At 69.6% G+C, this 22,201-nt stretch carries 24 protein-coding genes; 9 read left to right on the top strand and 15 right to left on the bottom strand.

Translation table 11 applies throughout. The annotated features are described in order from the left end of the window. Window positions 1–49 precede the first annotated feature (49 nt). The 3 genes from QM591_RS05120 to QM591_RS05110 all read left to right on the top strand — a co-directional run bounded on the left by QM591_RS05120 (window position 50) and on the right by QM591_RS05110 (window position 3,793). Window positions 50–1,249, top strand: a complete 1,200-nt coding sequence (locus tag QM591_RS05120) for a fumarylacetoacetate hydrolase family protein (protein ID WP_415130264.1) — start codon at window positions 50–52, stop codon at window positions 1,247–1,249. Further along, window positions 1,249–2,745 (top strand): aldehyde dehydrogenase family protein, encoded by a 1,497-nt coding sequence (locus tag QM591_RS05115; protein ID WP_415130262.1) that lies wholly within the window; start codon window positions 1,249–1,251, stop codon window positions 2,743–2,745. The genes QM591_RS05120 and QM591_RS05115 overlap by 1 nt, the downstream gene beginning before the upstream one ends. A 169-nt stretch (window positions 2,746–2,914) precedes the next feature. Beyond that, window positions 2,915–3,793, top strand: coding sequence for a DUF3800 domain-containing protein (locus QM591_RS05110; protein ID WP_415130260.1), 879 nt, complete (start codon window positions 2,915–2,917; stop codon window positions 3,791–3,793). Between the two features lie 29 nt (window positions 3,794–3,822). Here the strand turns inward: QM591_RS05110 and QM591_RS05105 are convergent, their stop codons facing one another. The 10 genes from QM591_RS05105 to QM591_RS05060 all read right to left on the bottom strand — a co-directional run bounded on the left by QM591_RS05105 (window position 3,823) and on the right by QM591_RS05060 (window position 12,757). Next, entirely contained in the window at window positions 3,823–4,146 is a 324-nt protein-coding gene (locus tag QM591_RS05105; protein WP_415130258.1) for an L-rhamnose mutarotase, read from the bottom strand. 8 nt (window positions 4,147–4,154) lie between these two features. After that, on the bottom strand, window positions 4,155–5,105 hold the full coding sequence (locus tag QM591_RS05100; protein WP_415130256.1) for a carbohydrate ABC transporter permease: 951 nt from the start codon (window positions 5,103–5,105) through the stop codon (window positions 4,155–4,157). Further along, window positions 5,092–5,904, bottom strand: a complete 813-nt coding sequence (locus QM591_RS05095; protein ID WP_415130254.1) for a carbohydrate ABC transporter permease — start codon at window positions 5,902–5,904, stop codon at window positions 5,092–5,094. Before QM591_RS05095 ends, QM591_RS05100 begins: the two co-directional genes overlap by 14 nt. 144 nt (window positions 5,905–6,048) lie before the next feature. Then, window positions 6,049–7,407, bottom strand: coding sequence for an ABC transporter substrate-binding protein (locus QM591_RS05090; RefSeq protein ID WP_415130252.1), 1,359 nt, complete (start codon window positions 7,405–7,407; stop codon window positions 6,049–6,051). Window positions 7,408–7,476: 69 nt separating this feature from the next. Then, a complete protein-coding gene (locus QM591_RS05085; RefSeq protein WP_415130250.1) occupies window positions 7,477–8,349 on the bottom strand; it encodes an amidohydrolase family protein in 873 nt (290 codons plus the stop codon). Then, entirely contained in the window at window positions 8,346–9,335 is a 990-nt protein-coding gene (locus QM591_RS05080) for an aldo/keto reductase (RefSeq protein WP_415130248.1), read from the bottom strand. Before QM591_RS05080 ends, QM591_RS05085 begins: the two co-directional genes overlap by 4 nt. 53 nt (window positions 9,336–9,388) lie before the next feature. Then, on the bottom strand, window positions 9,389–10,357 hold the full coding sequence (locus tag QM591_RS05075; RefSeq protein ID WP_415130246.1) for a sugar kinase: 969 nt from the start codon (window positions 10,355–10,357) through the stop codon (window positions 9,389–9,391). Next, complete coding sequence (locus QM591_RS05070; protein ID WP_415130244.1) at window positions 10,354–10,983, bottom strand: bifunctional 4-hydroxy-2-oxoglutarate aldolase/2-dehydro-3-deoxy-phosphogluconate aldolase; 630 nt, start codon at window positions 10,981–10,983, stop codon at window positions 10,354–10,356. The genes QM591_RS05075 and QM591_RS05070 overlap by 4 nt, the downstream gene beginning before the upstream one ends. Next, window positions 10,980–11,738, bottom strand: a complete 759-nt coding sequence (locus QM591_RS05065; protein WP_415130242.1) for an SDR family oxidoreductase — start codon at window positions 11,736–11,738, stop codon at window positions 10,980–10,982. Before QM591_RS05065 ends, QM591_RS05070 begins: the two co-directional genes overlap by 4 nt. Continuing rightward, a complete protein-coding gene (locus QM591_RS05060; RefSeq protein WP_415130240.1) occupies window positions 11,735–12,757 on the bottom strand; it encodes a zinc-dependent alcohol dehydrogenase in 1,023 nt (340 codons plus the stop codon). The genes QM591_RS05065 and QM591_RS05060 overlap by 4 nt, the downstream gene beginning before the upstream one ends. A gap of 123 nt (window positions 12,758–12,880) precedes the next feature. Between QM591_RS05060 and QM591_RS05055 the strand changes: the two genes are divergently transcribed. From QM591_RS05055 to QM591_RS05035, 5 genes are all read left to right on the top strand, one after another. Then, window positions 12,881–13,732: a fumarylacetoacetate hydrolase family protein gene (locus QM591_RS05055; protein ID WP_415130238.1), complete on the top strand. Its 852-nt coding sequence runs from the start codon at window positions 12,881–12,883 to the stop codon at window positions 13,730–13,732. Then, entirely contained in the window at window positions 13,729–14,478 is a 750-nt protein-coding gene (locus QM591_RS05050) for an SDR family NAD(P)-dependent oxidoreductase (RefSeq protein ID WP_415130236.1), read from the top strand. The genes QM591_RS05055 and QM591_RS05050 overlap by 4 nt, the downstream gene beginning before the upstream one ends. 118 nt (window positions 14,479–14,596) lie before the next feature. Then, window positions 14,597–15,613 carry a hypothetical protein gene (locus tag QM591_RS05045; protein WP_415130234.1) on the top strand — a complete coding sequence of 339 codons (1,017 nt, stop codon included), beginning with the start codon at window positions 14,597–14,599 and terminating at the stop codon, window positions 15,611–15,613. Between the two features lie 91 nt (window positions 15,614–15,704). Further along, window positions 15,705–16,874, top strand: coding sequence for a chaplin family protein (locus QM591_RS05040; protein WP_415130232.1), 1,170 nt, complete (start codon window positions 15,705–15,707; stop codon window positions 16,872–16,874). Window positions 16,875–16,976: 102 nt separating this feature from the next. After that, window positions 16,977–17,315, top strand: coding sequence for a hypothetical protein (locus QM591_RS05035; protein WP_415130230.1), 339 nt, complete (start codon window positions 16,977–16,979; stop codon window positions 17,313–17,315). 64 nt (window positions 17,316–17,379) lie between these two features. Here QM591_RS05035 and rplI read toward each other — a convergent pair whose 3' ends face one another. The 4 genes from rplI to rpsF are packed head-to-tail and all read right to left on the bottom strand — an operon-like array spanning window position 17,380 to window position 18,984. Next, window positions 17,380–17,832, bottom strand: coding sequence for a 50S ribosomal protein L9 (rplI, locus tag QM591_RS05030; protein WP_067165066.1), 453 nt, complete (start codon window positions 17,830–17,832; stop codon window positions 17,380–17,382). A gap of 11 nt (window positions 17,833–17,843) precedes the next feature. Further along, window positions 17,844–18,098, bottom strand: coding sequence for a 30S ribosomal protein S18 (rpsR, locus tag QM591_RS05025; protein ID WP_005054609.1), 255 nt, complete (start codon window positions 18,096–18,098; stop codon window positions 17,844–17,846). A gap of 47 nt (window positions 18,099–18,145) precedes the next feature. Beyond that, window positions 18,146–18,640 carry a single-stranded DNA-binding protein gene (locus QM591_RS05020; RefSeq protein ID WP_144806697.1) on the bottom strand — a complete coding sequence of 165 codons (495 nt, stop codon included), beginning with the start codon at window positions 18,638–18,640 and terminating at the stop codon, window positions 18,146–18,148. 5 nt (window positions 18,641–18,645) lie between these two features. Continuing rightward, entirely contained in the window at window positions 18,646–18,984 is a 339-nt protein-coding gene (gene rpsF / locus QM591_RS05015) for a 30S ribosomal protein S6 (protein ID WP_284528807.1), read from the bottom strand. Window positions 18,985–19,177: 193 nt separating this feature from the next. On the opposite strand from rpsF, the gene QM591_RS05010 reads away from it, so the two are divergent. Further along, window positions 19,178–20,380: a hypothetical protein gene (locus tag QM591_RS05010; protein ID WP_415130227.1), complete on the top strand. Its 1,203-nt coding sequence runs from the start codon at window positions 19,178–19,180 to the stop codon at window positions 20,378–20,380. Here QM591_RS05010 and QM591_RS05005 read toward each other — a convergent pair. Continuing rightward, window positions 20,377–22,201, bottom strand: a 1,825-nt coding sequence (locus QM591_RS05005; RefSeq protein ID WP_415130225.1) for an alpha-galactosidase, incomplete at its 5' end; no start/stop codon positions are given. The genes QM591_RS05010 and QM591_RS05005 overlap by 4 nt on opposite strands.

Below are 22,201 nucleotides of genomic sequence, written 5' to 3'. Positions count from 1 at the left end.
CACGACGACCCCGCACGAAATCCCCCGCACGACAGCCCCGAGGAGAGACATGACCGACTGGACCGGCGGCGCAGCAGCCGCACTCCCGCACGACGTCGCCGGCGCCACGCTGGTCGGGCGCGCATGGGATCCTCGGGCAGGCGGCCCGTGCATCGTCGCACTCCGCGGTGACGACCTCGTCGACCTGAGCTCGTCGTTCGCCACCATGCGCGACCTCACCGAAGGTGCCGACCCGGCATCCGCTGTCGCCGACGCCGTCGGCAGCGCCCGCCGCGTGGGATCGTTCGCCGACGCACTCGCCAACACTCCCGCCGACGTGCGCGATACGGGGCGTCCATGGCTGCTCTCCCCCATCGATCTGCACGTCGTGAAAGCCGCGGGAGTGACTTTCCCCGTCTCGATGCTCGAGCGCATCATCGAGGAGAGAGCGCGAGGCGAGGCAGACGCCGCGCACGGTGTGCGTGCGCAGATCATGGATGCCCTCGGCTCGGAGCTCGGCGACCTCACCCCGGGATCACCGGAAGCCGCCCGTCTCAAGGAGGTGCTCGTCCGCGAGGGATTGTGGAGCCAGTATCTCGAGGTGGGCATCGGCCCGGATGCCGAGGTCTTCACCAAGGCGCCGGTGATGGCGACGGTGGGGACGGCGGTCGACGTCGGCCTGCGCGAGGGCTCGGAGTGGAACAACCCGGAGCCCGAGGTGGTGCTCGTGATCTCGTCTCGGGGCGACATCGTCGGCGCGACGCTCGGCAACGACGTCAACCTCCGCGACATCGAGGGGCGGAGCGCGCTCCTGCTCGGACAGGCGAAGGACAACAACGCCTCGGCCGCGGTGGGGCCGCTCATCCGACTCTTCGACGCGGAGTTCACCCTCGACCACCTGCGCCAGGAGACGGTGGCTCTCACGGTGACGGGAGCCGATGGCTTCACCATGAGCGCGACGTCGCCGCTGGCGCAGATCAGCCGGGACCCCGCAGACCTCGCTGCGCAGACGATCGGAGCACATCACCAGTACCCCGACGGGCTCGTGCTCTACCTCGGCACCATGTTCGCCCCGATCGACGATCGCGACGAGCCCGGTCGCGGCTTCACTCATCACCTCGACGACATCGTGCGGATCGAGAGCCCTCGTCTCGGCGCGCTCGTCAACCGCGTCCGCCGCAGCGAGACGGTCGCTCCGTGGGAGTTCGGGATCGCCGCTCTGTACGCCAATCTCGCCCAGCGCGACCTGCTCACGAAAGCGACGTCCTGATGCTCACCACGACCGACCCGCGCACCGGCGTCACCGTTCCGACCGCACTCGCACCGACCGCACCCGAGGAGCTCTCGCCGATCACGGCGGCGGCCGCCGTTGCCGGAGCCGAGCTGCAGCGTCGTTCCCGTGCGTGGCGGGCCGGGCTTCTGCGCGCCCTCGCCGACGGGCTCGAGGCAGAACGCGACGGCCTCGTCGAAGCCGCCCTCGCCGAGACGGGGCTCGCGGCGCCGCGCCTGCAGACCGAGCTCACCCGCTCCGCGTTCCAGTTCCGCCTGTTCGCCGATGCCGTCGATGACGGAGGCTACCTCGAAGCCGTCATCGACCACGCCGCCGACACCCCGATGGGCCCCGGTCCCGACGTCCGTCGCATGCTCGTGCCGCTCGGCCCGGTGGCCGTGTTCGGTTCGAGCAACTTCCCGTTCGCCTTCTCGGTCGTCGGCGGCGACACGGCGTCCGCGCTCGCGGCGGGGAACCCGGTGGTCATCAAGGCCCACAGTTCGCACCCCCTCACCTCCGAGCGCTCGTTCACCGCTCTGCGCCACGCCGCCGACGCGTACGGCGCACCGGAGGGAATGCTCGGCATCGTCTACGGACAGAGCGCCGGAGCGGCGCTCGTCGCCGACCCGATCATCGCCGCCGTGGGGTTCACCGGCTCGCTCTCCACGGGTCGCATCCTCCTCGACATCATCGAGCGCCGCGAGCGGCCCATTCCGTTCTTTGGCGAACTGGCGAGCGTCAACCCGCTGATCGTGACGCCTGCGGCGGCGGCCGCACGGGGTTCCGCCATCGCCGAGGGCCTGTTCGCGTCGTTCACCGGGTCGGCCGGCCAGCTCTGCACGAAGCCCGGCATCGCGTTCCTCCCGGCCTCCGCCGACGACATCGTCGCCACCATCGTCGATCGCGCCCGGGATGCCGGTGCTCAGCCGCTGCTGAACGCCCGCATCCACGCCTCGCTCGACGAGATCCGTCAGCGACTCGTCGACGAGGGCGGCGCACGGGTGCTGGTGGCACCCCACGCCGGCGATGAGGGCTTCTCGGTCACTCCGGCGGTGCTCGAGATCGCGGCCGTCGACCTCACCGCCGCCGCCACCGAGGAAGCATTCGGCCCGCTCATCCTTTTCGTGCGCTACGACGATGTGACGCAGATCGATGCCGCGTTGGCGACGATCCCTCCCTCGCTGACGGCCACGATCCACAGCGAGAGCGAGGACGCGGCGTTGACCGCCCGACTCACCGACATCGTGATGCCCCGCGTCGGTCGCATCGTCTACAACGGCTACCCCACCGGTGTCCGAGTCTCGTGGGGCATGCACCACGGCGGCCCGTGGCCGGCGACCAACACGCAGCACACCTCGGTGGGAGTCACCGCGATGCGGCGCTTCCTGCGGCCGCTCGCCTGGCAGGATGCCCCCGACGCCGTGCTCCCCGACGAGCTGCGCGACCACGCCGTGGGCGTGCCCCGTCGCATCGACGGCGTCCTCCGCCTCGGCTGACCGTTGCACCTCGCGTATTTGCCGCCGTAAGATGAGTAGGTCGACAGGACTGCCAACGCGGTTCCGGTCAGCCGGTGGGACTGCCAACGCGGTGCCCACGAAGCGCTGAGTCGAACGCATACGAAGCCGTGGACACGTCCACGGCTTCGTACTTTTTGGGGGATGACAGTTGTACCTGCTATTCGTTGACGAGTCGGGTACGCACCCGGGACCTCATCCGTTTGTCCTCGGGGGTGTGGCCGTCCACGAGGACGACGCCGCCCAGTTGCAGAAGGAACTGGATCAGCTTGTGATCGACCAGCTCAAGCGGGTGCCCCCCAACCTGGACGAGTACGAGGTGCACGCCTCAGACATGCGAAACGCTCGCAAGCCGAAGAGTGAGTCTCCGCATCGACAGACGAGCATCTGGGCCAACGTGGAGCGTTCGGTTCGACTTGCAATCCTCACAGAGGTGTACAAGCGCCTGGCCGATTTCACACCAAGCAATCCCGACCTTCCTGTGGTTCTGTTCGGTGTGGCGGTCGAACGCGACTTCCATTCGGACTGGAGCCCCGTCGAGCGCGAGAGGTGGGCCTATGAGGTTCTCCTCGGGAAGTTCGACGTGATGCTGAAGACGCTACGGACTCAGCGCAACCTACCCAACCGTGGGCTTGTCATCCACGATCGCAGAGTTGTGGCTGAGCGTGATATCCAAACCTGGACCGCCCAGTGGCGGTCAACAGCTGAGCGAATCGGTCAACTCCGCAATCTCGCCGACGTCCCACTGTTCGGTGACTCACGAGCTACGCGGCTGCTTCAGGCAGCGGATGTCGTCTCCTACGCGGTCTTCCGCCGCTATAACCGCAACGCTTCAAGCAGCGAGTACTTCGACATCATTTGGCCTGCGTTCCATTCGGAAAAGGACGCGGTGCACGGAGCCGTCCACTACACGCCGGAGTACAGCACCGGATCGTGCGACTGTGAGCCATGTGATCAGCGGCTCAAGGCCGAAGCGGCTAAGACGAAGATGTACGGTCGCAATCCGCACGCACGTACTCCGCATGACTAACACCTCCGCCTCGGCTGAGGCGGCATCGATCAGTCGAGGTGCCAGATCTCCTCGAGCATCTCCCAATTGGGGTGCGGGGAACCTTCGTGGAACGGCAGCTGACAGGGTCCGGTTCGGGCCCACCATCGCTGCGTCGCCTCGTCGGCGGCCATCACCGCCTGGTCGGCCGCATAGTCCTCGCCGACGTACTCGAAGTAGCCGACGATGACATCCCCGGTCACGAAGATCGTGAAGTTGCGGATGCCGGTCGCCGAGATCGTCGCCTCGACTTCGGGCCACACCTCCGCGTGAAGGTCGAGATACTCCTCCCGGCGCTCCGGCCGCAACCGGGCGATCATGCCGAAGCGGCGCACCCGCGCACTCACTCCTTCGTGCCGCCGGCCGTCATGCCCGAGACGAGGAAGCGCTGCGAGAACAGGAAGATCACGAGCACGGGCGCCACGGAGAGGATCGTGGCCATCGCCAACACGGGAAGACTGATGGTGACCGATCCTGCCGAGGTCGGGTTGAACAGCGGCACGTTCGAGAGCAGCTCGGCGAGACCCACCTGAATCGGCGATTTGCGCCCGGGGACCATGACGAACGGCAGGAAGTAGTTGTTCCAGTTGCCGACGAGGTTGAAGAACCCCACCAGCGCGATCACGGGTGTCGCGAGCGGCATCGCCACCTGCGCGAAGACGCGGAACTCCCCAGCGCCGTCGATGCGTGCCGCGTTGAGGAGATCGCGCGACACGGCCGTGGAGAAGTAGATGTAGGTGAGGTAGACGCCGAACGGGAAGAACGAGAAGGGAAGGATCACCGACAGCGGCGTGCCCACGAGTTTCAGCGCACTGAGCTCGAGGAACACCGGGAGCACGAGCGCCGTGTTGGGGATGAGCATGACGATCAGCGTCACCGCCAGCAGGGCGCGACGCCCACGGAACTCGACCAGTGCGAGGGCGTATCCGGCCGGGATGCTCACCACGAGAGTCAGCAGCAGCGCGAGCCCGGAGTACATCGTGGCGTTGCCCAGCCACACCCACACGATGCCGTTCTGGAACGCCATGAGCTCGTTCCAGTTCGAGGCCAGTGTGTCGAGGCCGCCGAAGCTGAACGGATTGTCGAGCAGCAGCTGACGCGCGGTCTTGGTGGGAGCCAGCACCAGCCAGACGATCGGCAGCACGAAGAAGATCAGGAAGAAGCCGATCACCGCCCATGCCAGGGTTCGTCCCATCCATCCGCGCGGGGAGGGGTGAGCGGTCTGCGGGTCGTGCAGGCCGTAGGGCCGTTTGCGTCCGCCGCGCGGGCGGACGATGGTTTCAGTCGCGCTCAAAGAGTCCTCCTCGGAACACGAACAGGGCCGAGAGACCGGCGGCGACGACCAGCAGCAGGATCGAGATGGCGGCCGAGCCGCTGAAGTCGTTCTGCTTGAAGGCGTAGAGGTAGGCGAGCTGGTTGAGGGAGTAGTCAGGGGGCACGACGCCCTTGGACGCTTGAGAGAGCACGCGCGGCTCGACGAACAGCTGCGTGCCCGCAGCCAGCGACATCACCATCATGTAGCTGATCCACTTGCGCATGAGCGGGATCTGGATGTGCCACGCCGTCTTGACGGGACCGGCGCCATCGATGCGGGCAGCTTCCATGACCTCCTGCGGCACGTTGTTGAGGGCGCCGTAGAGGATGATGATCCAGCCGCCGGCTCCCGCCCAGAAGGCGATGAGCGTGAAGACCACGGGAAGGTTGTCGAGCGAGACGGCCTTGACGAACGTCTCGATGCCCAGCGCGTGGAGCACGCCCGAGACGGGGCTCACGGTGGGGTCGAGCAGGAACAGCCACAGCATCACGCTGGACGCCCCCGCCAGGGCTCCCGGGATGTAGTAGAAGAAGCGCACGCCGGTGGACGCCCACCGCGCGTGGAGGCCGTGCACGAGGAGCGCGAGGAGCACCGCGAACAGCGTGAGGACGACCAGCCACACCACGATGTACAGCGAGACGTGCTGCACCGCTGGCCAGAAGCGGTAGTCGCTCAGCACTCGCTGGAAGTTCTCGAACCCGACGAAGGCTCCATTGCGGGTGAACGAGAGGAACACCGCGTAGAGGGCGGGGAAGATCCCGAAGGCCAGCAGCAGCACCGTGTAGGCGGCGCTGAAGGCGTATCCGATGCGAGCCTGGGTGCGGTCGGGACGCTTGCGGCCCCGCCGTGGCTCCCGCCGCCCCTCCTCGAGAGGGTCGACGGCAGGAGCCGTGAGGTCAGCGATCGTAGTGATGGCGGTGCCTTACTGTGCGACGGTGTACCCGTTGACCTGGGCCTCGTTGAGGTACTTCTCCTGCCAGGCGTCGGTGACGTCGGCGATCGGAGTGCCCTCACCGAGCGCCGGGACGACGATCTCGGCGTACGCGGTCTCGGGGCTGAAGTTGGGGAAGCCCCAGCCGCCCCACACGCTCGACGCGGCCTTCTGCACGGCGGCCTTGAAGTCGCCCACGAAGTACCCGCTCGCCGCCTGCGCATCGAGCCAGGTCGAGGCGGTGGAGTCGTAGGCGGGAAGACCCGAGGCGAGCGTGGCCGCGTCGTCGGACGAGATCACGAACTCGAGGAACTGCTTGACGGCATCCAGGTTGGCGGAGTGGCTGGAGGCGTACCAGACGCCACCGCCGACGTTCCCGGTCACCTCTTCCCCACCGTCCCAGTAGAGCGGATCGGCGGCGCCGATCTCGCCGGCGGGCGCGTTGACGTTGTCGGCGTTCTGGAAGATGGCGCCGGCGTACCAGGCCGGTCCGGGCATCGCCACGATCTTGTCGGCGTACTTCTCCACGAACGTGGCGCTGAACACGCTGTCGGTCACGAGAGTGCCGTTGGCCAGCATGTGATCCAGGAGGTTCGTCATCGCGACCGACTTGGGGTCGCTGAAGTCCGAGGAGAACGTGTCGCCGTCCAGCTGGAAGATCGGCGCCTGCGCACCCCAGTAGTAGACGTACGTGCCGACGAACGAGTCGCCCACCGAGCCGAGGATGTAACCCGGGTGATCTGCGGCGAGCTTGTCGCTCAGCTCCTGGTAGTCCTCCCACGTCTCGGGGATGTCGTAGCCGAACTCGTCGAGGAGCTTCTCGTTGTACCAGAGCGACACGGGTGCCAGGTCGTTGCGCAGGCCGTAGACGGTGCCGTCCACCGTCATCGGGTCGAGCGCGCCGGCCGTGAAGCCGCCGAGGAAGTCGTCGTCGAGGAAGCCCTTGTTCAGCGGAGCGGCGAATGCCTGCGTGCCGTTGTTCTCCTTGGCCGCCCACGAGGTGTCGTTCGTCTGCGTGGAGAAGACGACGTCGGGCCATCCCTCGCCGGACTGGTCGAACAGCGACACCTTGGTCTGGAACGACCCCGATCCGCCGGCGTTGCCGTCGTACGTCTCGATCGAGATCGGCACGTCGGGGTTCGCCTCCTGGAACGCCTTGGCGAGCGGCTCGCGAGCCGCGTCGACCCAGACGGTGATGGTGCTCGACGCATCCTGCTCCGCCGTGGCGAAGCCGAACTCATCGTTGACTTCGGTGGCGTCAGTGCTGCACGCGCTGAGCGCGACGACGCCAGCAAGGACGAAGCCGGTCGCGGCGATGCGAGTGAGGGGTCTGCGGTGCTGTGGTGCCATTGCCATAGCCTTCCTGGTCGGCGTCGTTGACGACTGCTGCGCGCGGGCGAGCGGCGCGTTGCTATTAGATCATACATCTGACCTATGAGCAATGCGTCCTTCGCTGGCGCGGGCGCATCGATAGGCGGCGACGGCCGAGCCCTCCCCGATCGCGGCGCGTTCGGTGGGGCTGAGCTCGGCGATCGCCTCGCGCACGGCGCGCGTCGCTGCGGCGTAGCCCCCGGCCAGCTCCGCGATCGGCCAGTCGCCCCCGTAGAGCAGGCGGCTCGCCCCGAAGCAGGCCAGCGCGTGGTCGATCACCGGCCGCACATCGTCGACGCCGGCCGGTGCGAGCCGGGGCACAGTGCGATAGAGCCCCGAGAGCTTCGCCACCACGTTCGGTCGACGCGCGACCTCGGCGAGCGCCCCGGCCCACGACGGCTTCTCGATGTCGATGGGCGGCTGTCCGAGATGGTCGACGACGAATGTCACCCCCGGAAACGCGTCGGCGAGCACAGCGGCCTGCCGCAGGTGCGACTCGGTGACGGCGACGACATCGAACGTGAGGCCGGTCTCCTGGAGCAGCCGAACGCCCTCTCGGAATCCGGGGCGAAGCATCCATTCCGCCTCGGGACGCATGTGGATGAGCGTGCGCACACCCACCATCAACGGATCGTGGGCGAACTCCTCGAGCACCGCTGCCGCCCGGGACGGATCGTGCAACGGCGCGTACCCGACGATCCCGCGCACACGCGGGTCGCCCGCGGCGAGCTCGCGCATCACGGCGGTGTCGTCGGCGGTGTCGTCGGACTGAACGAGGATGACGGCATCCACACCGCACGCGCGCAGCTCACTCGACACGTCGGCCAGTGTGAGCGTGCGATCGATCTGCTCGAGGCCTCGAAGCCAGTCGTAGGGGCTGCGCTCGACGTCCCACACATGCACATGCGCATCCAGCGTCATGTCAGCGTCGCCTCCGCGTCGGCATCGAGCAGCCCGGCCTGGACGAGATCCCGCCAGAGCTGCGGAGGGATCACCGCGGATGCGCGCGCGACCGCATCGACCACCTGCTCCGGCGTGCGGCAGCCGACCACGGCCGAGGCGATGGCGCGGTGGCCGATCGCGAACTGCATCGCCACGTCGGGAAGACTCACCCCCCAGCGGTCGCAGATGTCGGCGATCGCCTCGGCCCGCTCCACCAGGTCGGCAGGCGCGGGCAGATAGTCGTAGGTGGCACCGGGGCTCACCCGCGCGCGAGCGAGCAGACCGGAGTTGTAGACGCCGACGTTGACCACGGCGACACCGCGTTGCGCGGCCAGGGGAAGCAGATCGCGCAACGCAGGCTGTTCCAGCAGGGTGTAGCGGCCGGCGAGCATCACGACATCGATGTCGGAGCGACGGATGAACTCGGCCGGCATCGCCGACTGGTTCATCCCCACTCCGACGGCGGTCACGGCGCCCTGATCTCGGAGCTCGATCAGCGTGGCCATACCCTCGGTCGAAGCGACCTGCCAATGATCGTCGGGGTCGTGGAGATACACGATGTCGACGCGATCGAGCCCGAGCCTGTCCAGGCTCCCCTCGAGACTGCGCAGGATGCCGTCTCGGGTGAAGTCCCAGGTGCGTCGCATCGCCGCCGGCACCGCGAAGCCGCCATCGTCCAGCCGATGCGCCGTCTCGGGCGAGTCGACGAGGAGCCGGCCCACTTTCGTCGAAAGGACGTACTCGTCTCGCGGGTATTTGCGAAGCGCTCTGCCCAGCCGCCTCTCCGACAACCCCAGCCCATAGTGCGGGGCAGTGTCAAAGCTTCGGATCCCTTCGGCCCACGCAGCATCGACCACGGCCTCCGCCTGCTCGTCGTCGATCTCTCGCGACAGGTTGCCCAACTGCGCGCCGCCGAGCCCGACGCGGGTGAGGTGGGGAAGGCGACCGGCGGCGTGGGGGGTCATGATTCTCCTGGGGAGTCGGATCGGTGGCGGGGCAGTCGTCGGCAGGCGAGGGCTCAGCGCACGACGGGATCGGTGGCCTCGAGCAGGTCGAGATCGGATCGATGGGGCAGACCCTCCCAGTCGCCGGGGTGCAGGCACGCGAAGGCCCCGGCGCGCAGAGCGGTGCGCAGCGACTGCGGGGCGTCGGCGCCCGAGAGGGTGTCGGCGAGGTAGCCGGCGACGAAGGCGTCGCCGGCGCCGACCGTGTCGATCGGCGCGATCGGCACGGCCGGGAGATCGTACTCCCGCCCGTCGATACGCGCAAAGGCGCCGCGTTCGCCCCGCTTGACGACGACATCCGCCCCGCTCTCACCCAGCGCGCGTGCCAGGTCTGCGGCCGACGCATCCGGAGCAGCGCCGGTCGCGAGAAGCCGCGCCTCATCCTCTCCGGCGAACACCAGGTGCGACACGGAGAGCAGCTCTCGGTACGACGCCGCGGCGCGTGCACGACCCGCGTGCGTGGTGCCCCACAGCGACGAGCGGTGGTTCACGTCGAACGAGATCCTCGCCCCGCGCGCGCGGGCGATCTCGACGGCCGCGAAGACCGCCTCGTGCGCCGCCTCCGACAGGGCGGGGGTGATGCCGGTCACGTGGAGCACCCCGACGTCGGTCCAGAGCGACTCATCGGCGAGGTCGGCGGCGGTGAGCCGGCTTCCCGCGCTCCCGGTGCGGTGATAGTCGACGATGACGCGCCCGCCCCGTCGCGTCTTCACCATGATGCCGCTCGGGGCATCGGCGTCGACGACCGCTCGGACATCCACCTGCTCTGCGCGCAGTTCGCGACATATTCTCCCGCCGACACCGTCGTCACCGACGCGCCCGATCCAGCGGGCCCTGCCACCCAGGCGCGCCACACCGATGGCGACATTGCTCTCCGCCCCGCCGATGCCGAAGCGAAAGCCGTCGACGTGTGCCGCGGCACCCGGCTGGTCCGCGTGGAAGAGCCCCATCGTCTCGCCGAGGGTGACCAGCGCGCGGGTCATCGCAGCCCCGCCACATCCGCCGCGCGCCGAGAGAGATCGCGGATGCGGGCGAAGTCTCCAGCGACGATGTGCTCGCGAGGCACCATCCAGCTGCCACTGACGGCGGGGACGGCGGTGTGCTCGAGATACCCAGGGGTGTTGGCGAGCGTGACGCCACCGCTCGGCACGAACCCCACACCGGGGAACGGCGCCGACAGCGCGGTGATCGCGGCACGACCTCCGACGGCATCCGCGGGAAACAGCTTCACCGCATCGCAGCCGAGCCGCACAGCGCGCATGACCTCGGTCGCTGTGGCCACTCCGGGCAGCAGCGGCAGGTCCAGCTCGCCGGCGCGCGCGACGCTGGCCTCGTCGAGTCCGGGGCTCACGGTGAAGCGCGCCCCCACGGCGGCGGCGCGCTCCACGTCGTCGGCCGTCAGCACGGTGCCCACGCCCACCTCGATCGCGGTGCCGGCGGAGATCAGTCGTCCGATCGCGTCCCAGGCGGCGGGCGTGCGCAGGGTCACCTCGACTGCGCGGATCCCCGCCTCAGCCAACGCCTCCCCGACCCCCACGGCCCGTCCCGGATCGTCGATGGTGACCACCGGGATGAGCCGCAGAGACGCCACGACGGCCCGGATGCTCATCGACCGAGCCATCCGCCGTCGACGGGGAGCACCACGCCGTCGACATAGTCCGAGGCGGCGCTGGCCAGGAACACGGTCGCGCCCGCGAGGTCGTCGGGTCGACCCCAGCGGCCTGCGGGGATACGGGAGAGGATCGCCGACGAGCGATTCTCGTCCTCTCGCAGCGCCTGGGTGTTGTCGGTGGCGATGTAGCCGGGGGCGATCGCGTTGACGTTGACCCCGAGCGGTGACCATTCGTTGGCAAGAGCCTTGGTCAGCCCGCCGATGCCCGACTTCGCCGCCGCGTAGCCGGGCACGGTGACCCCGCCCTGGAAGGTCAGGAGGGAGGCGGTGAAGATCACCTTGCCGCCGCCGCGCTCGATCATGCCCCGCCCCACGGCCTGCGTGAGGACGAACTGACTGGCGAGGTTGATCTCGACGACTCGGTCGAACCACTCGAGAGGATGCTCGGCAGCAGGAGCGCGCAGGATGGTCCCGGCGTTGTTCACGAGGATGTCCACCGGGTCCCCCGCGAGGCGCTCGCCCAGCGCGACGACCGCGCCGCGATCAGCGAAGTCGCACGCGATGCCCACGAACCGACGACCGAGCGCCCGCACCTCGTGCTCGACGGCGCTGCCGGAGGACTCCAGTGTCGCGCTCACTCCGATGATGTCGGCGCCGGCCGCTGCGAGTGCGACCGCCATCGCCCGCCCGATCCCGCGGCGGGCGCCGGTGACCACCGCGGTGCGACCGGCGAGGTCGAACAACCCGCTCATCGCTGGCCCGCCACGTCGATCAGCACCTTGAGCGCCCGGCCCGACTCGAGCGTGCGAAAGGCCTCCGCCGTCTCTGACAGCGGGGAGACGGCGGTGATGACCGCGTCGGCGGGGATCACGTGCTCGTCGAGCAGTTCGACCGCGCGCACGAAGTCCTCGCGCTCGTACACCCGCGCCCCCAGGATGGTCAGCTCCCGCCAGAACACCCGTTGCAGGTCGACCTCTCTCGGGGTGGGATGGATGGCGACCACCACGACGGTGCCACGCACCTTGGCCAACGCTGTCGCCGTCCGCACCGCTGCGGCAGCGCCGGAGACCTCGAAGACCACGTCGGCGCCGGCGCCGGCGGTCCATTCCTCGATGTGGGCCACGACGTCGACGCCGGCGGGATCGACCGTCGCGAATCCGAGCGCCTCGACTCCACCGCGGCGCGCGGCGTCGAGTTCGATCACGGTCACCGCCGCACCGGCGTGGCGGGCCACCGTCGCGATGAGCACGCCGATGGGACCGCCGCCGATGACGACGACGCGGTCGCCTGCGCGCAGTCCCGACCGACGCACGTCATGCACGGCCACCGCCACGGGCTCCACGAGCGCGGCGTGGTCGAGGCGCAGCGTGGGCGGCAGCGCGACGAGGGTGTCGGCGGGCACGTTCCACAAGGGCTGGAGCGCGCCCGGGGAGTCGATTCCGATGAAGTTCAAGTTCTGGCAGATGTGGGTGTGCCCGGCACGGCAGGCCGGACACGTGCCGTCCCATGCCAGAGGCATCACGGTGACGTGCTGACCGACGCTCCACGCGGTCACCTCCGCGCCCACGGCCGCGATGGTTCCGCTCATCTCGTGCCCGAACACCAGCGGCGTCGCCACGCGAGCGTCCATGGCGCCGTGCAGGATGTGCAGGTCGGTGCCGCAGAGGCCGGCGTAGGCGACCGCGACCTGCACCTCGTCCGGTCCCGGCGCCGACGGCTCGGCTTCGGCGATGGCAATCCGGCCGCCCCCGACATAGTTCGCAGTCAGCATCGACGCTCCTCGGCTCTGTCTCCGCGGTGTTGACCGCGTCATAACGGCATCCTACGGAAAATTCATCAGACATCATATCCTTGACACAGCGGGCGCCGAAGACGGTGCCGGAGAGGACAGAACATGGGCTTCCAGCGACGAGGCGAACCCGGGGCCGAGATCCCCGTCTACACCGACGGGCACCGGTCGTTCGACCTGCGCGGGATCACCGACGATCTGACGGGCGGGTTCTGGGCGTCGGACGGGATCGCCCGGGCGCGCGCGGCGCACGCCGCCGGGGAACTGCCCGAGCTCGCCGGGGCCGACACCCTGCGTCTGGGTGCGCCCATCGCGACGCCCGGGAAGATCGTCTGCGTCGGCCTCAACTACACCGACCATGCCGCCGAGTCGGGGCTCGCCGTTCCCACCGAGCCCGTCGTGTTCATGAAGGATCCCTTCACGATCGTCGGCCCCTACGACGATGTGCTCATCCCCCGCCGATCGGTCAAGACCGATTGGGAGGTCGAGCTGGGTATCGTCATCGGCCGGACCGCCCGCTACCTCGAGCCCGAAGACGACGTCGATGACGTGATCGCCGGATACACCGTCTCCCACGACGTCTCCGAGCGCGAGTTCCAGCTCGAACGCGGCGGCCAGTGGGACAAGGGCAAGAGCTGCGAGAGCTTCAATCCACTCGGACCGACGCTCGTCCCCGCCGATGAGATCGACGATCCGCAGAACCTGGGACTGCGGTTGTGGGTCAATGACATCCCCCGTCAAGACGGCAACACCCGCGACATGATCTTCTCCGTCCACCACATCGTGAGATACCTGTCGCAGTTCATGGTGCTGCGCCCCGGCGACCTGATCAACACCGGCACACCCGCCGGTGTCGCTCTCGGGCTCGCCGATGCGCCGTACCTGCGCGCGGGTGACGTCGTGCGCCTGGAGATCGACGGCCTGGGCGGGATGCAACAGCGGATGGTGCCGGCGTGACCGCCGAGTTCGACGGCCTGGTCGCCGTCGTCACCGGTGGCGCCTCCGGCATCGGACTGGCCACCGCCACCGAGCTGCACACGCGTGGTGCGACCGTGGCCGTCATCGATCGCTCGCTCGACGGACTCCCGCAGGCCCTCCACGGCTATGTGGGCGACGTCCGCTCCCGCCAGAGCGTGGATGCCGCCATCGCCGCCATCGCCGAGGATCACGGCGGCATCGACATCGTCGTCAACAATGCCGGCATTGCCGCCATCGGCAGCGTCGAGGAGCTCGCTGACGACCAATGGGGCGACGTCCTCGACGTCAACGTGGTCGGGATGGCCCGCGTCACGCGCGCCGCGCTGCCGTGGCTGCGCGCGTCGCGGGCGGCTGCCGTGGTCAACGTCTGTTCGATCGCGGCGCTCAACGGACTCCCCCGGCGCGCGCTCTATGCGGCCTCGAAGGGTGCCGTGCTGTCGTTGACCTTCGCGATGGCCACTGACCATGTCGGCGACGGCATCCGGGTCAACGCCGTCGGTCCGGGGACGGTCCACACCCCGTTCGTCGACCGCTTCCTGACGCAGTTCGACGACCCCGCTGCCGAGAAGGCCGCGCTCGACGCACGCCAGGCGACCGGTCGGATGGTCACCGCGGACGAGGTCGCCGATGCGATCGCCTACCTGGCGAGTCCCCGCTCGGGTTCGACCACCGGCATCCTCCTCCCCGTCGACGGCGGCGTCACCCACCTGCGGACCCGCGGCTGAGTCCGGTCACGGCGCGGCCCTGGACAGCCGCGTGCTCGCCCGGTATGTTCTGTCTCACCAGGCACCCCGCGCGATCACTCAGATCGCCCCCCAACGTCGAGACGCGACGGAGGTGAACGTGGAGACGGTACGAACGGCCAGCATCCCCCCGCAGGCCGAAACGTCCCGAGCGGCGTACGCCCCTCGGTGGTTCCACGTCGCTCTCTGTGCCGTCGGCCTCGCGCTGGGATGGATGGTCTTGTCCACCGCGACAGGGTGGGGTGCCGAGCCCTCACACGCAGACGACGACGATCGGCCCGGTCTGCTCGGATCGGTCACCGGTCTCGTGGAGGGCACCGTCGACATCCTGCCCGACCCCCTCGAGGAGGTCGTCGAGAAGCCGGTCGTCGCGGTGACCTCAACGGCCGCGAAGACCGTGGAGAAGACCACCGAGAAGGCCACCGAGGTCATCTCGAAGAGCACGACGAAGGTCGCCGACGCCAAGCCGGCCACCACGGTGACCAAGACGGTCACGAAAGCGGTGAGCAAGACTCCCGTGGTCGGCGCGGTGGTCGACGAACTCGGTGCGGATGATCTGGTCGATCACGTCGGCGGCGTGGTGGACGACGTGCTGGCGGATGCCGGCCACGCCGTCGACACCGTCGTCGAGATCGTCGTCGATGGCGGTCCCACCGTCGTGCTCCCGGCGACCCCGCTGCCCGAGACGCCGGGCGAGGCGGGACCATCGCCCGAGGAGCCCGCGACCTCTCCGGGCGCCGACGCCGTGCCCTCCTCCGGCGACACTTCGCTCGCGGGCGAAAGCACGCCGGTGGATGCGGCGTTCTGGGCCGCGATCACCGCGGCATCCGCCTCCTCCCGCGACTCCGTCGCCACCGTCGACGGTGCGCGCACCGCCCCCCGTGCGACCCGCGCCGACGCCCCCGCCGCTCCCCCCGGCACACCTGCGCTCCTCCCCGCGCAGGTGTGTGCCGCCCTCGGTCTTTCCTCCGGCTCCTCCGGCACTGCCACGGGACCCGGCGCCCTCCCGGCCTCCGCGCCCTCGTACGCACGTCATGCCTGGTCGTGCATCGTGGGCCACGGAGGATGGATCGCGCCGGCATCGCCGGCCTCCTCGCCCGACACGTCTCCGGACTGACCGCCCGCGAGCGCTGACCGCCCCCGATCGGCGCAGACGAGCATTGGCGCGCCTCCTGCGCGCCCACCCCCCATTCAGTCAAGGAGACACCATGCGTACATTCATCAAGCGCGCCCTCTGGGGCACGCTCCTCGCCGGCGGGCTCACGCTCGCCGGCGCCTCGGTCGCGATGGCGGCCGAGACCGACGGCGACGATGGTCTGCTGTCGGGCACCCAGGCCCTCATCGACGTCACGGTGCCCGTGACGGTGTCGGGCAACGGCATCTCCGTGTTGGGCGATTCGTCGAGCAGCTCAGAGTCGGCCGATGCCGCCGAGCCGACAGCGGCTTCGGCCGATGCCGGCGGCGCCTCCACCGGCGGCAGCGACGGCGTCGCGTCCGGCACCCAGGGACTCATCTCCGTGAAGGTTCCGGTCACGGTCGAAGGCAACGCCGTGTCGGTGGTCGGCGACAGCAAGAGCGACAAGCCCACCGCCGGCGGCGGATCGTCGGATGCCGCGGAGGCACCTGCGGAGGCGACCACCGACGGGACCGACGGTGTCGCCTCCGGCTCGCAGGTCGTCACACCGATCGAGGTTCCGGTCACGGTTGAGGGCAACGCCATCTCGGTGCGTGGAGACAGCGAGAGCAGCACCGCCGGCGGGGCACCTGCCTCGGCACCGGCCGACGACACCGCGGCAACCGGAGCCACAACCAGCGGGTCGGACGGCGTCGCCTCCGGCAGCCAGGTCGTCGCCCCGGTGGAGCTCCCGGTCACGGTCGGCGGCAACGCCATCTCCCTCCTCGGAGACAGCACCAGCACCGGCACCCCGACCGGCAGTGGAACGGCCTCCGGGACGGGGATCGGACCGGTCACGTCCGGCACCGAGGGCCTGCTGAGCGGCACTCAGCTGGCGCTTCCGGTGTCGATTCCGGTGACGCTCGGTGGCAACGCCATCTCGGTGGTCGGCGACAGTGAGACCACGACGCCGGTCGTGCCGACCGACCCGACGGATCCGACCGACCCGACGGACCCCACCGACCCGACGGACCCCACCGACCCCACGGACCCGACCGACCCGGGAACGCCCACTGACCCGGGCACGCCCACGGACCCGGGCACGCCGACGGACGGGACGACGATCGTCGGCTCACCCGCGGGCGCACCCACCGCGGCGGCCCTGGCCGAGACGGGTGGACAGCCTCTGCTGCCCTTCGTGGCCCTCGCACTTCTGCTGATGATCGGGGGAGGGGTGATGCGTCTGACGCGCCGCACGATCTGACGGCAGGAGCGAACGGGGGCGCCGGCTCAGCCTGGCGCGGCGTCCCCGCCTTCGCTTGCCCGCCCTCGGCGAGGTTCTCACGGGGTCGGCTAGGTTGAGCCCGTGAGACGAGCACCCGGCGGCAGTCCGACCGAGCGACCGCGCGCAGTGGTGATCCTGGTCGCGTTGATCGCGCTGTCGGTGGCCGCCCGCTGGTACGTCACCTTGCAGACGTTGTCGGTGGCGGGGTGCGCAGACGACGCTTGCAGCCACACGGTATGGGTGACGTTCGCCAGCTTCCGCGGCCTGCTGATCACGCTACCCGTGCTGAGCACGGTCATCATCATCGTCCGAGGCCGCCGTCAGCAGTCGAGCTGGTGGGCGCCCACGGCATGCATCGCCCTGCTCGTCGTGGCAACGGTGACGGCCGTCGCTGTGATCCAGACGACAGTTGCGGGGTAGCGAGACCTCGGGAAACGACGAAGGGCCGCAGGATCACTCCCACGGCCCTTCGATATCGACGCGATTACTTCGCGGCGACCACCTGCAGGGTGATCACGGCGGTGAGGTCGTCGCGCAGACGAACGGTCGCCTCGTGCTCGCCGACCGACTTGATCGGCGAGGTGATGTGGATCTTGCGCTTGTCGAGCTCGCCGAGACCGGCGGCCTTGACGGCGTCGGCCACATCGGCGGTCTTCACCGAGCCGAACAGGCGGCCCTCGGCGCCGGCCTTGACCGACAGCTTGACCTTGTTCGACTCGAGCGAGTTCTTGAGCGCCACGGCCTCTTCGTGGTCGTGGATCGCGCGGGCGTCACGGGCGGCGCGGATGGACGCCACCTGCTTCTCGCCACCGCGGGTCCAGGCCACTGCGAAGCCCTGGGGGATGAGGTAGTTGCGGGCGTACCCGTTCTTGACCTCGATGACGTCACCGGCGCTTCCGAGCCCGGCGACCTCGTTCGTGAGAATCAGCTTTGCCATGTCGGGACCCCTTAGCGGCCAGCGCCGGCGTAAGGCAGGAGCGCCATCTCGCGCGCGTTCTTGATCGCCTTGGCGATCAGACGCTGCTCCTGCACCGAGACACCGGTGATACGACGGGCGCGGATCTTCCCGCGCTCCGAGATGAACTTACGAAGCGTTGCGACGTCCTTGTAGTCGATGACGCCGACGCGGATCGCCTTCGCGGGAGCGGCGTTCTTCGCGCCCTTCCGCGGCTTGCGGCGATCGCCGGTAGCCTTTCCAGCCATGTTGTTTCCTTAGTTGTGGTCGGATGCCGTGGCATCCGAAGTCCTGATCAGAACGGGGTGTCGTCGCCGTAGCCGGCGCCGGGGGCGCTCCAGGCATCCGGAGCAGCAGAGCCGGGGGTCGCCCACGGCTCTTCCTGCTGGACCTGGGGACGCGACTGGCCACCACCGCCACCGCCAGAGGCGGCGCGGGTGACCTGGGCGGTCGCGTAGCGGAGCGAGGGGCCGATCTCGTCGACCTCCAGCTCGATCGCGGTGCGGTTGTTGCCCTCGCGGTCCTGGTAGGAGCGCTGCTTCAGACGGCCGGTCGCGATGACCCGCATGCCCTTGGTGAGCGAACCGGCCACGTGCTCGGCGAACTCGCGCCACACCGACGCGCGGAGGAACAGCGCTTCGCCGTCCTTCCACTCGTTGGCCTGACGGTCGAAGTTGCGCGGAGTCGACGCGATCGTGAAGTTCGCGACCGGCAGGCCGTTCTGCGTGTAGCGCAGCTCGGGGTCTGCCGTGAGGTTGCCCACGACGGTGATGACGGTCTCGCCGGCCATCGTCGTCAGGCCTTCGCAGCCTTGCGGGCAGCCTTGGCCTCAGCGCGCTCCTTCTCGGCGGCGACCTGAGCGATCGCCTCCTCGGCGCGGAGGACCTTCGTACGCATGATCTGCTCGTTCAGCTTGAGCTGACGGTCGAGCTCCTGCGTGGCGGCGCTGGTGGCGGTGAAGTTGACGACGGCGTAGATGCCCTCGTTCTTCTTCTGGATCTCGTACGCGAGACGGCGCTTGCCCCACACGTCGACGTTGTCGATCGAGCCACCATCTGCGGTGATGACCTTCAGGAAACCGTCGAGCTTGGGAGCGACCTGGCGCTCGTCGACCTCGGGGTCAAGGATGACCATGAGTTCGTACTGGTGCGTGTGCGTCACTAACCCACCTCCTTCGGACTAGAACGGATACCGGGCGGTTCCCGGCATCAGGAGGGTTGATGCACGTGCCGTTCCACGCCGGAGCGCAGGCAGACAACCACAACAGTCTAGCGGACCCGGCGGGCGCCGCGAGCCACGGCCGGAGGCGCCCGGTAGCGTGGCCGTCATGACGTCCACCTTCGACGAACGTCCCCTCACCGAACCGGTCGACAGGGCGGCCGCCCGCGCGTACGTCGCGGAGCTGCGCAAGAGCGGGCGTGCGCCGGCGGGAACGGGGCCGATCGGCATCGTCATCGGTGTCGCCTTCGCCGCGGTCTTCCTCCTGGTGTTCGGCGGGGTGTTCGCGAGCATCTTCACGACCTTCCTGGCGGTGGGCTCGGGAAGTGGAGCGCCGGGCGTGCTCTCGTTCGTCCCCTTCGTGATGATCGTCCTGATCATCGCGCTGATCGCGACCCTGGTGTGGCGGTTCTCCCGCAACAGCACGGCGGTGCGCTGGTATCGCCTCGACCGGTTCGCGCGGGCCAACGGCATGCAGTGGCATCCGGAGGCGATCAACCCGCCGCTCCCGGGGATGATCTTCTCGCTCGGCCGGTCGCGGAAGGCGACGGACATCGTCCGCGGCGCCCACCCGCGCTTCGTCGAGTTCGGCAACTACCAGTACACGACGGGCTCCGGGAAGAACCAGACCACCCACAAGTGGGGCTACGTGGCCGTGAAGCTCTCGACGCCGCTTCCCCACATCGTGCTCGATGCCACGAGCAACAACGGTCTCTTCGGCTCCAACCTCCCCGCCGCCTTCAACCGCGACCAGCGCCTGAGCCTCGAGGGTGACTTCGACCGGCACTTCTCGCTGTACTGCCCGGAGGGCTACGAGGCCGACGCCCTCTATCTGTTCACGCCCGACATCATGGCGCGCTTCATCGACCACGCCGCGGCGCTGGACGTGGAGATCGTCGACGACTGGATGTTCCTGTACGCCAAGCGCGACTTCTCGACGCTCTATCCCGGCACCTGGGCGTGGCTGTTCTCGGTGGTGCGCGCTTTCCTCGACAAGTTCGCGCAGTGGGAGCGCTGGCGTGACGACCGTCTCGCTGCCCTCGCGGCCCCGGTCGTCCCGACGCCGGGCGCCTCCGCAAACGGCCCGGCGGGAGCGGCGGACGGCGCGGGAACACCCGGCGTCGCCGGTCCGCTTCCGTTCGTCGCGCCGATGGCCGCGCTCCGGCCGCCACCCGGTGTAGCCGCGCCCGGACGACGGCTGAAGCAGCGGTTCCCGTGGGCGATCGTCATCGTCTTCGTCGCGTTCCTCGCCTTCTTCCTCTTCGGACAGGCGGGCGTGTTCGCCGGATTCCTCAGCGGCCTCTTCCGCTAGTCGTCTGCGCGCCGAACGGCCAGCCACAGCCAGGAGCAGCCGCGACGCGACGTGCCGGCGTGGAGCTCGGCGCCTGTGGCCGTGAACGGCGGCTCCCCGTCGGCGAGCGGAGTCACGTCGTAGCGCGCGTCGGCCTGCAATCCGCGCCACGCCAAGGCGACGTCTTCGCTCTCGGTGTCGAGCGCGAAGGCCGCGAGCAGATGCCCGTGCCGCGAGTCGAGCTGGAAGACGGGCTGGCGGCAGCCGCCACCGTCGCGCAACGGGGGAGGCGTCAGCGTCGTCAGCACGCCGTCGACGAGGAGAGGCGCGATGCGAGCGCGGAAGGCGTGAACGTGCGCCGCAAGCCGCGCCCGCAGCCGCTCGGGAAGCTCGGTGAGGCGGATCGAGACGCCGGTGCGGTGCAGGAGCGCCGCGCGGAGGGAGCGATCGAACTCGGCGTCGGAGAGCTCCGCCCACGCCCGGCGCTGCGCGGGGTGGTCGCCGAGCCACTGCGACCACGTCCAGTGGAGGATCGCGGCCGGCGGCAGCATGAGCGAGGCGCCCCAGAGCACCTGTAGGTGGTGCTCTGTCCAGTCCGGGTCGGAGAGGAAGTGGCAGTGCACGTGCTGTGCGATCCCGAGGTCGATGCGCAGTCCCCCCGACGAGCACGACTCCAGGACGACGTCGGGATGGCGCTCCCGGAAGAGATCCAGCATCGCATACAGGCCCTCGTAGTGGCGGAACAGCCCGTCGCCGCGGCCGTGGCCGTGATCGTCACGGTCGCAACCGCTTCCGGGGTCGACGTTGAAGTCGAGCTTCAGCCACCGCGCTCCGGTGCGGGTGACGATGTCGTCCATCGCGTCGAGGACGAAGGTGCGCCCGGCGGGACTGCCGAGGCACACGTAGCCGAGGAACGTCGGGTCGTCGGGGTCGAGCGACACGGTGATGCGCGCGGCGCCGTCGGGGGTCGAGCGCGTGGCGACGATCTCGGGATGGGCTCGGCGTGCCCGTGCGTCGGCGCCGAGGGCCTCCGCCTCGATCCACACCCCGAAGTCAGCCCCGGCCTCTCTCACGCGGTCGGCGAGCGCCGCCACGCCTCCGGGGAAGCGGACCGTGTTCTCCCGCTCCCAGTCGCCGCGCTCGGTCTGCCAGTCCGCCGCGCGGTCGGCGCTGCCGAACCATCCCGCGTCGAGCGTGGCGACCTCCAGACCCAGGGCGGCGGCGGCACGGGATTCGGCGACGAACGTGTCGGCGTCGATCTCGCGGTCTTCATAGGGCCACCAGTGGTTCCACTCGGTGGGCATGGCGTCGCTGCGCGATGACCGAGGGATGATCCCCCCGACGGCCGCGGCGAGGGCCGCCCCGGCTTCGGTCAGCGTCGCGCCATGGGCGACGAACACCGACGGGGCGACGACGGATTCGCCGGGCGCGAGATCGATGAAGAAGTCGTGCGGCTCCACGCCTGCCCGGAGCACGCCGTCGTCGTCGATCGCGACCCGCCAGTTGCCGCTCCATGCGACCGAGACGAGCACGACGACGCCGGGTGCCTCCAACGCCACGAGCGGGTGGGCGCCGTGGGAGGAGCGCCCGGTGCGGACCCCGACGTGGAGCCCGCACGCATCCGAGTGCTCGACGGGCTCGAACTCCGCTCCCCAGGCCGACGCGAAGGTCCGCGCCGACCAGCCCCGCGGCGCGAGACGCGCCACGAGGGCGTCGAGCTCGGTCACGTGGCCGGGGGCGTCATCGGGGGCGGTGACCTCGAGCGTCGCCTCCCACGCGTCGCCGCGCCGAACCCACGCGCGGTGCTCCCCCACCCCGCCGGGCGCCGGCGCCGCGGGCGTC

The organism is Microbacterium sp. (assembly GCF_047607225.1).
Classification (GTDB): domain Bacteria; phylum Actinomycetota; class Actinomycetes; order Actinomycetales; family Microbacteriaceae; genus Microbacterium.
Note: the sequence above shows the minus strand (reverse complement) of the source record. Positions and strands in the feature narration are given on the sequence as shown.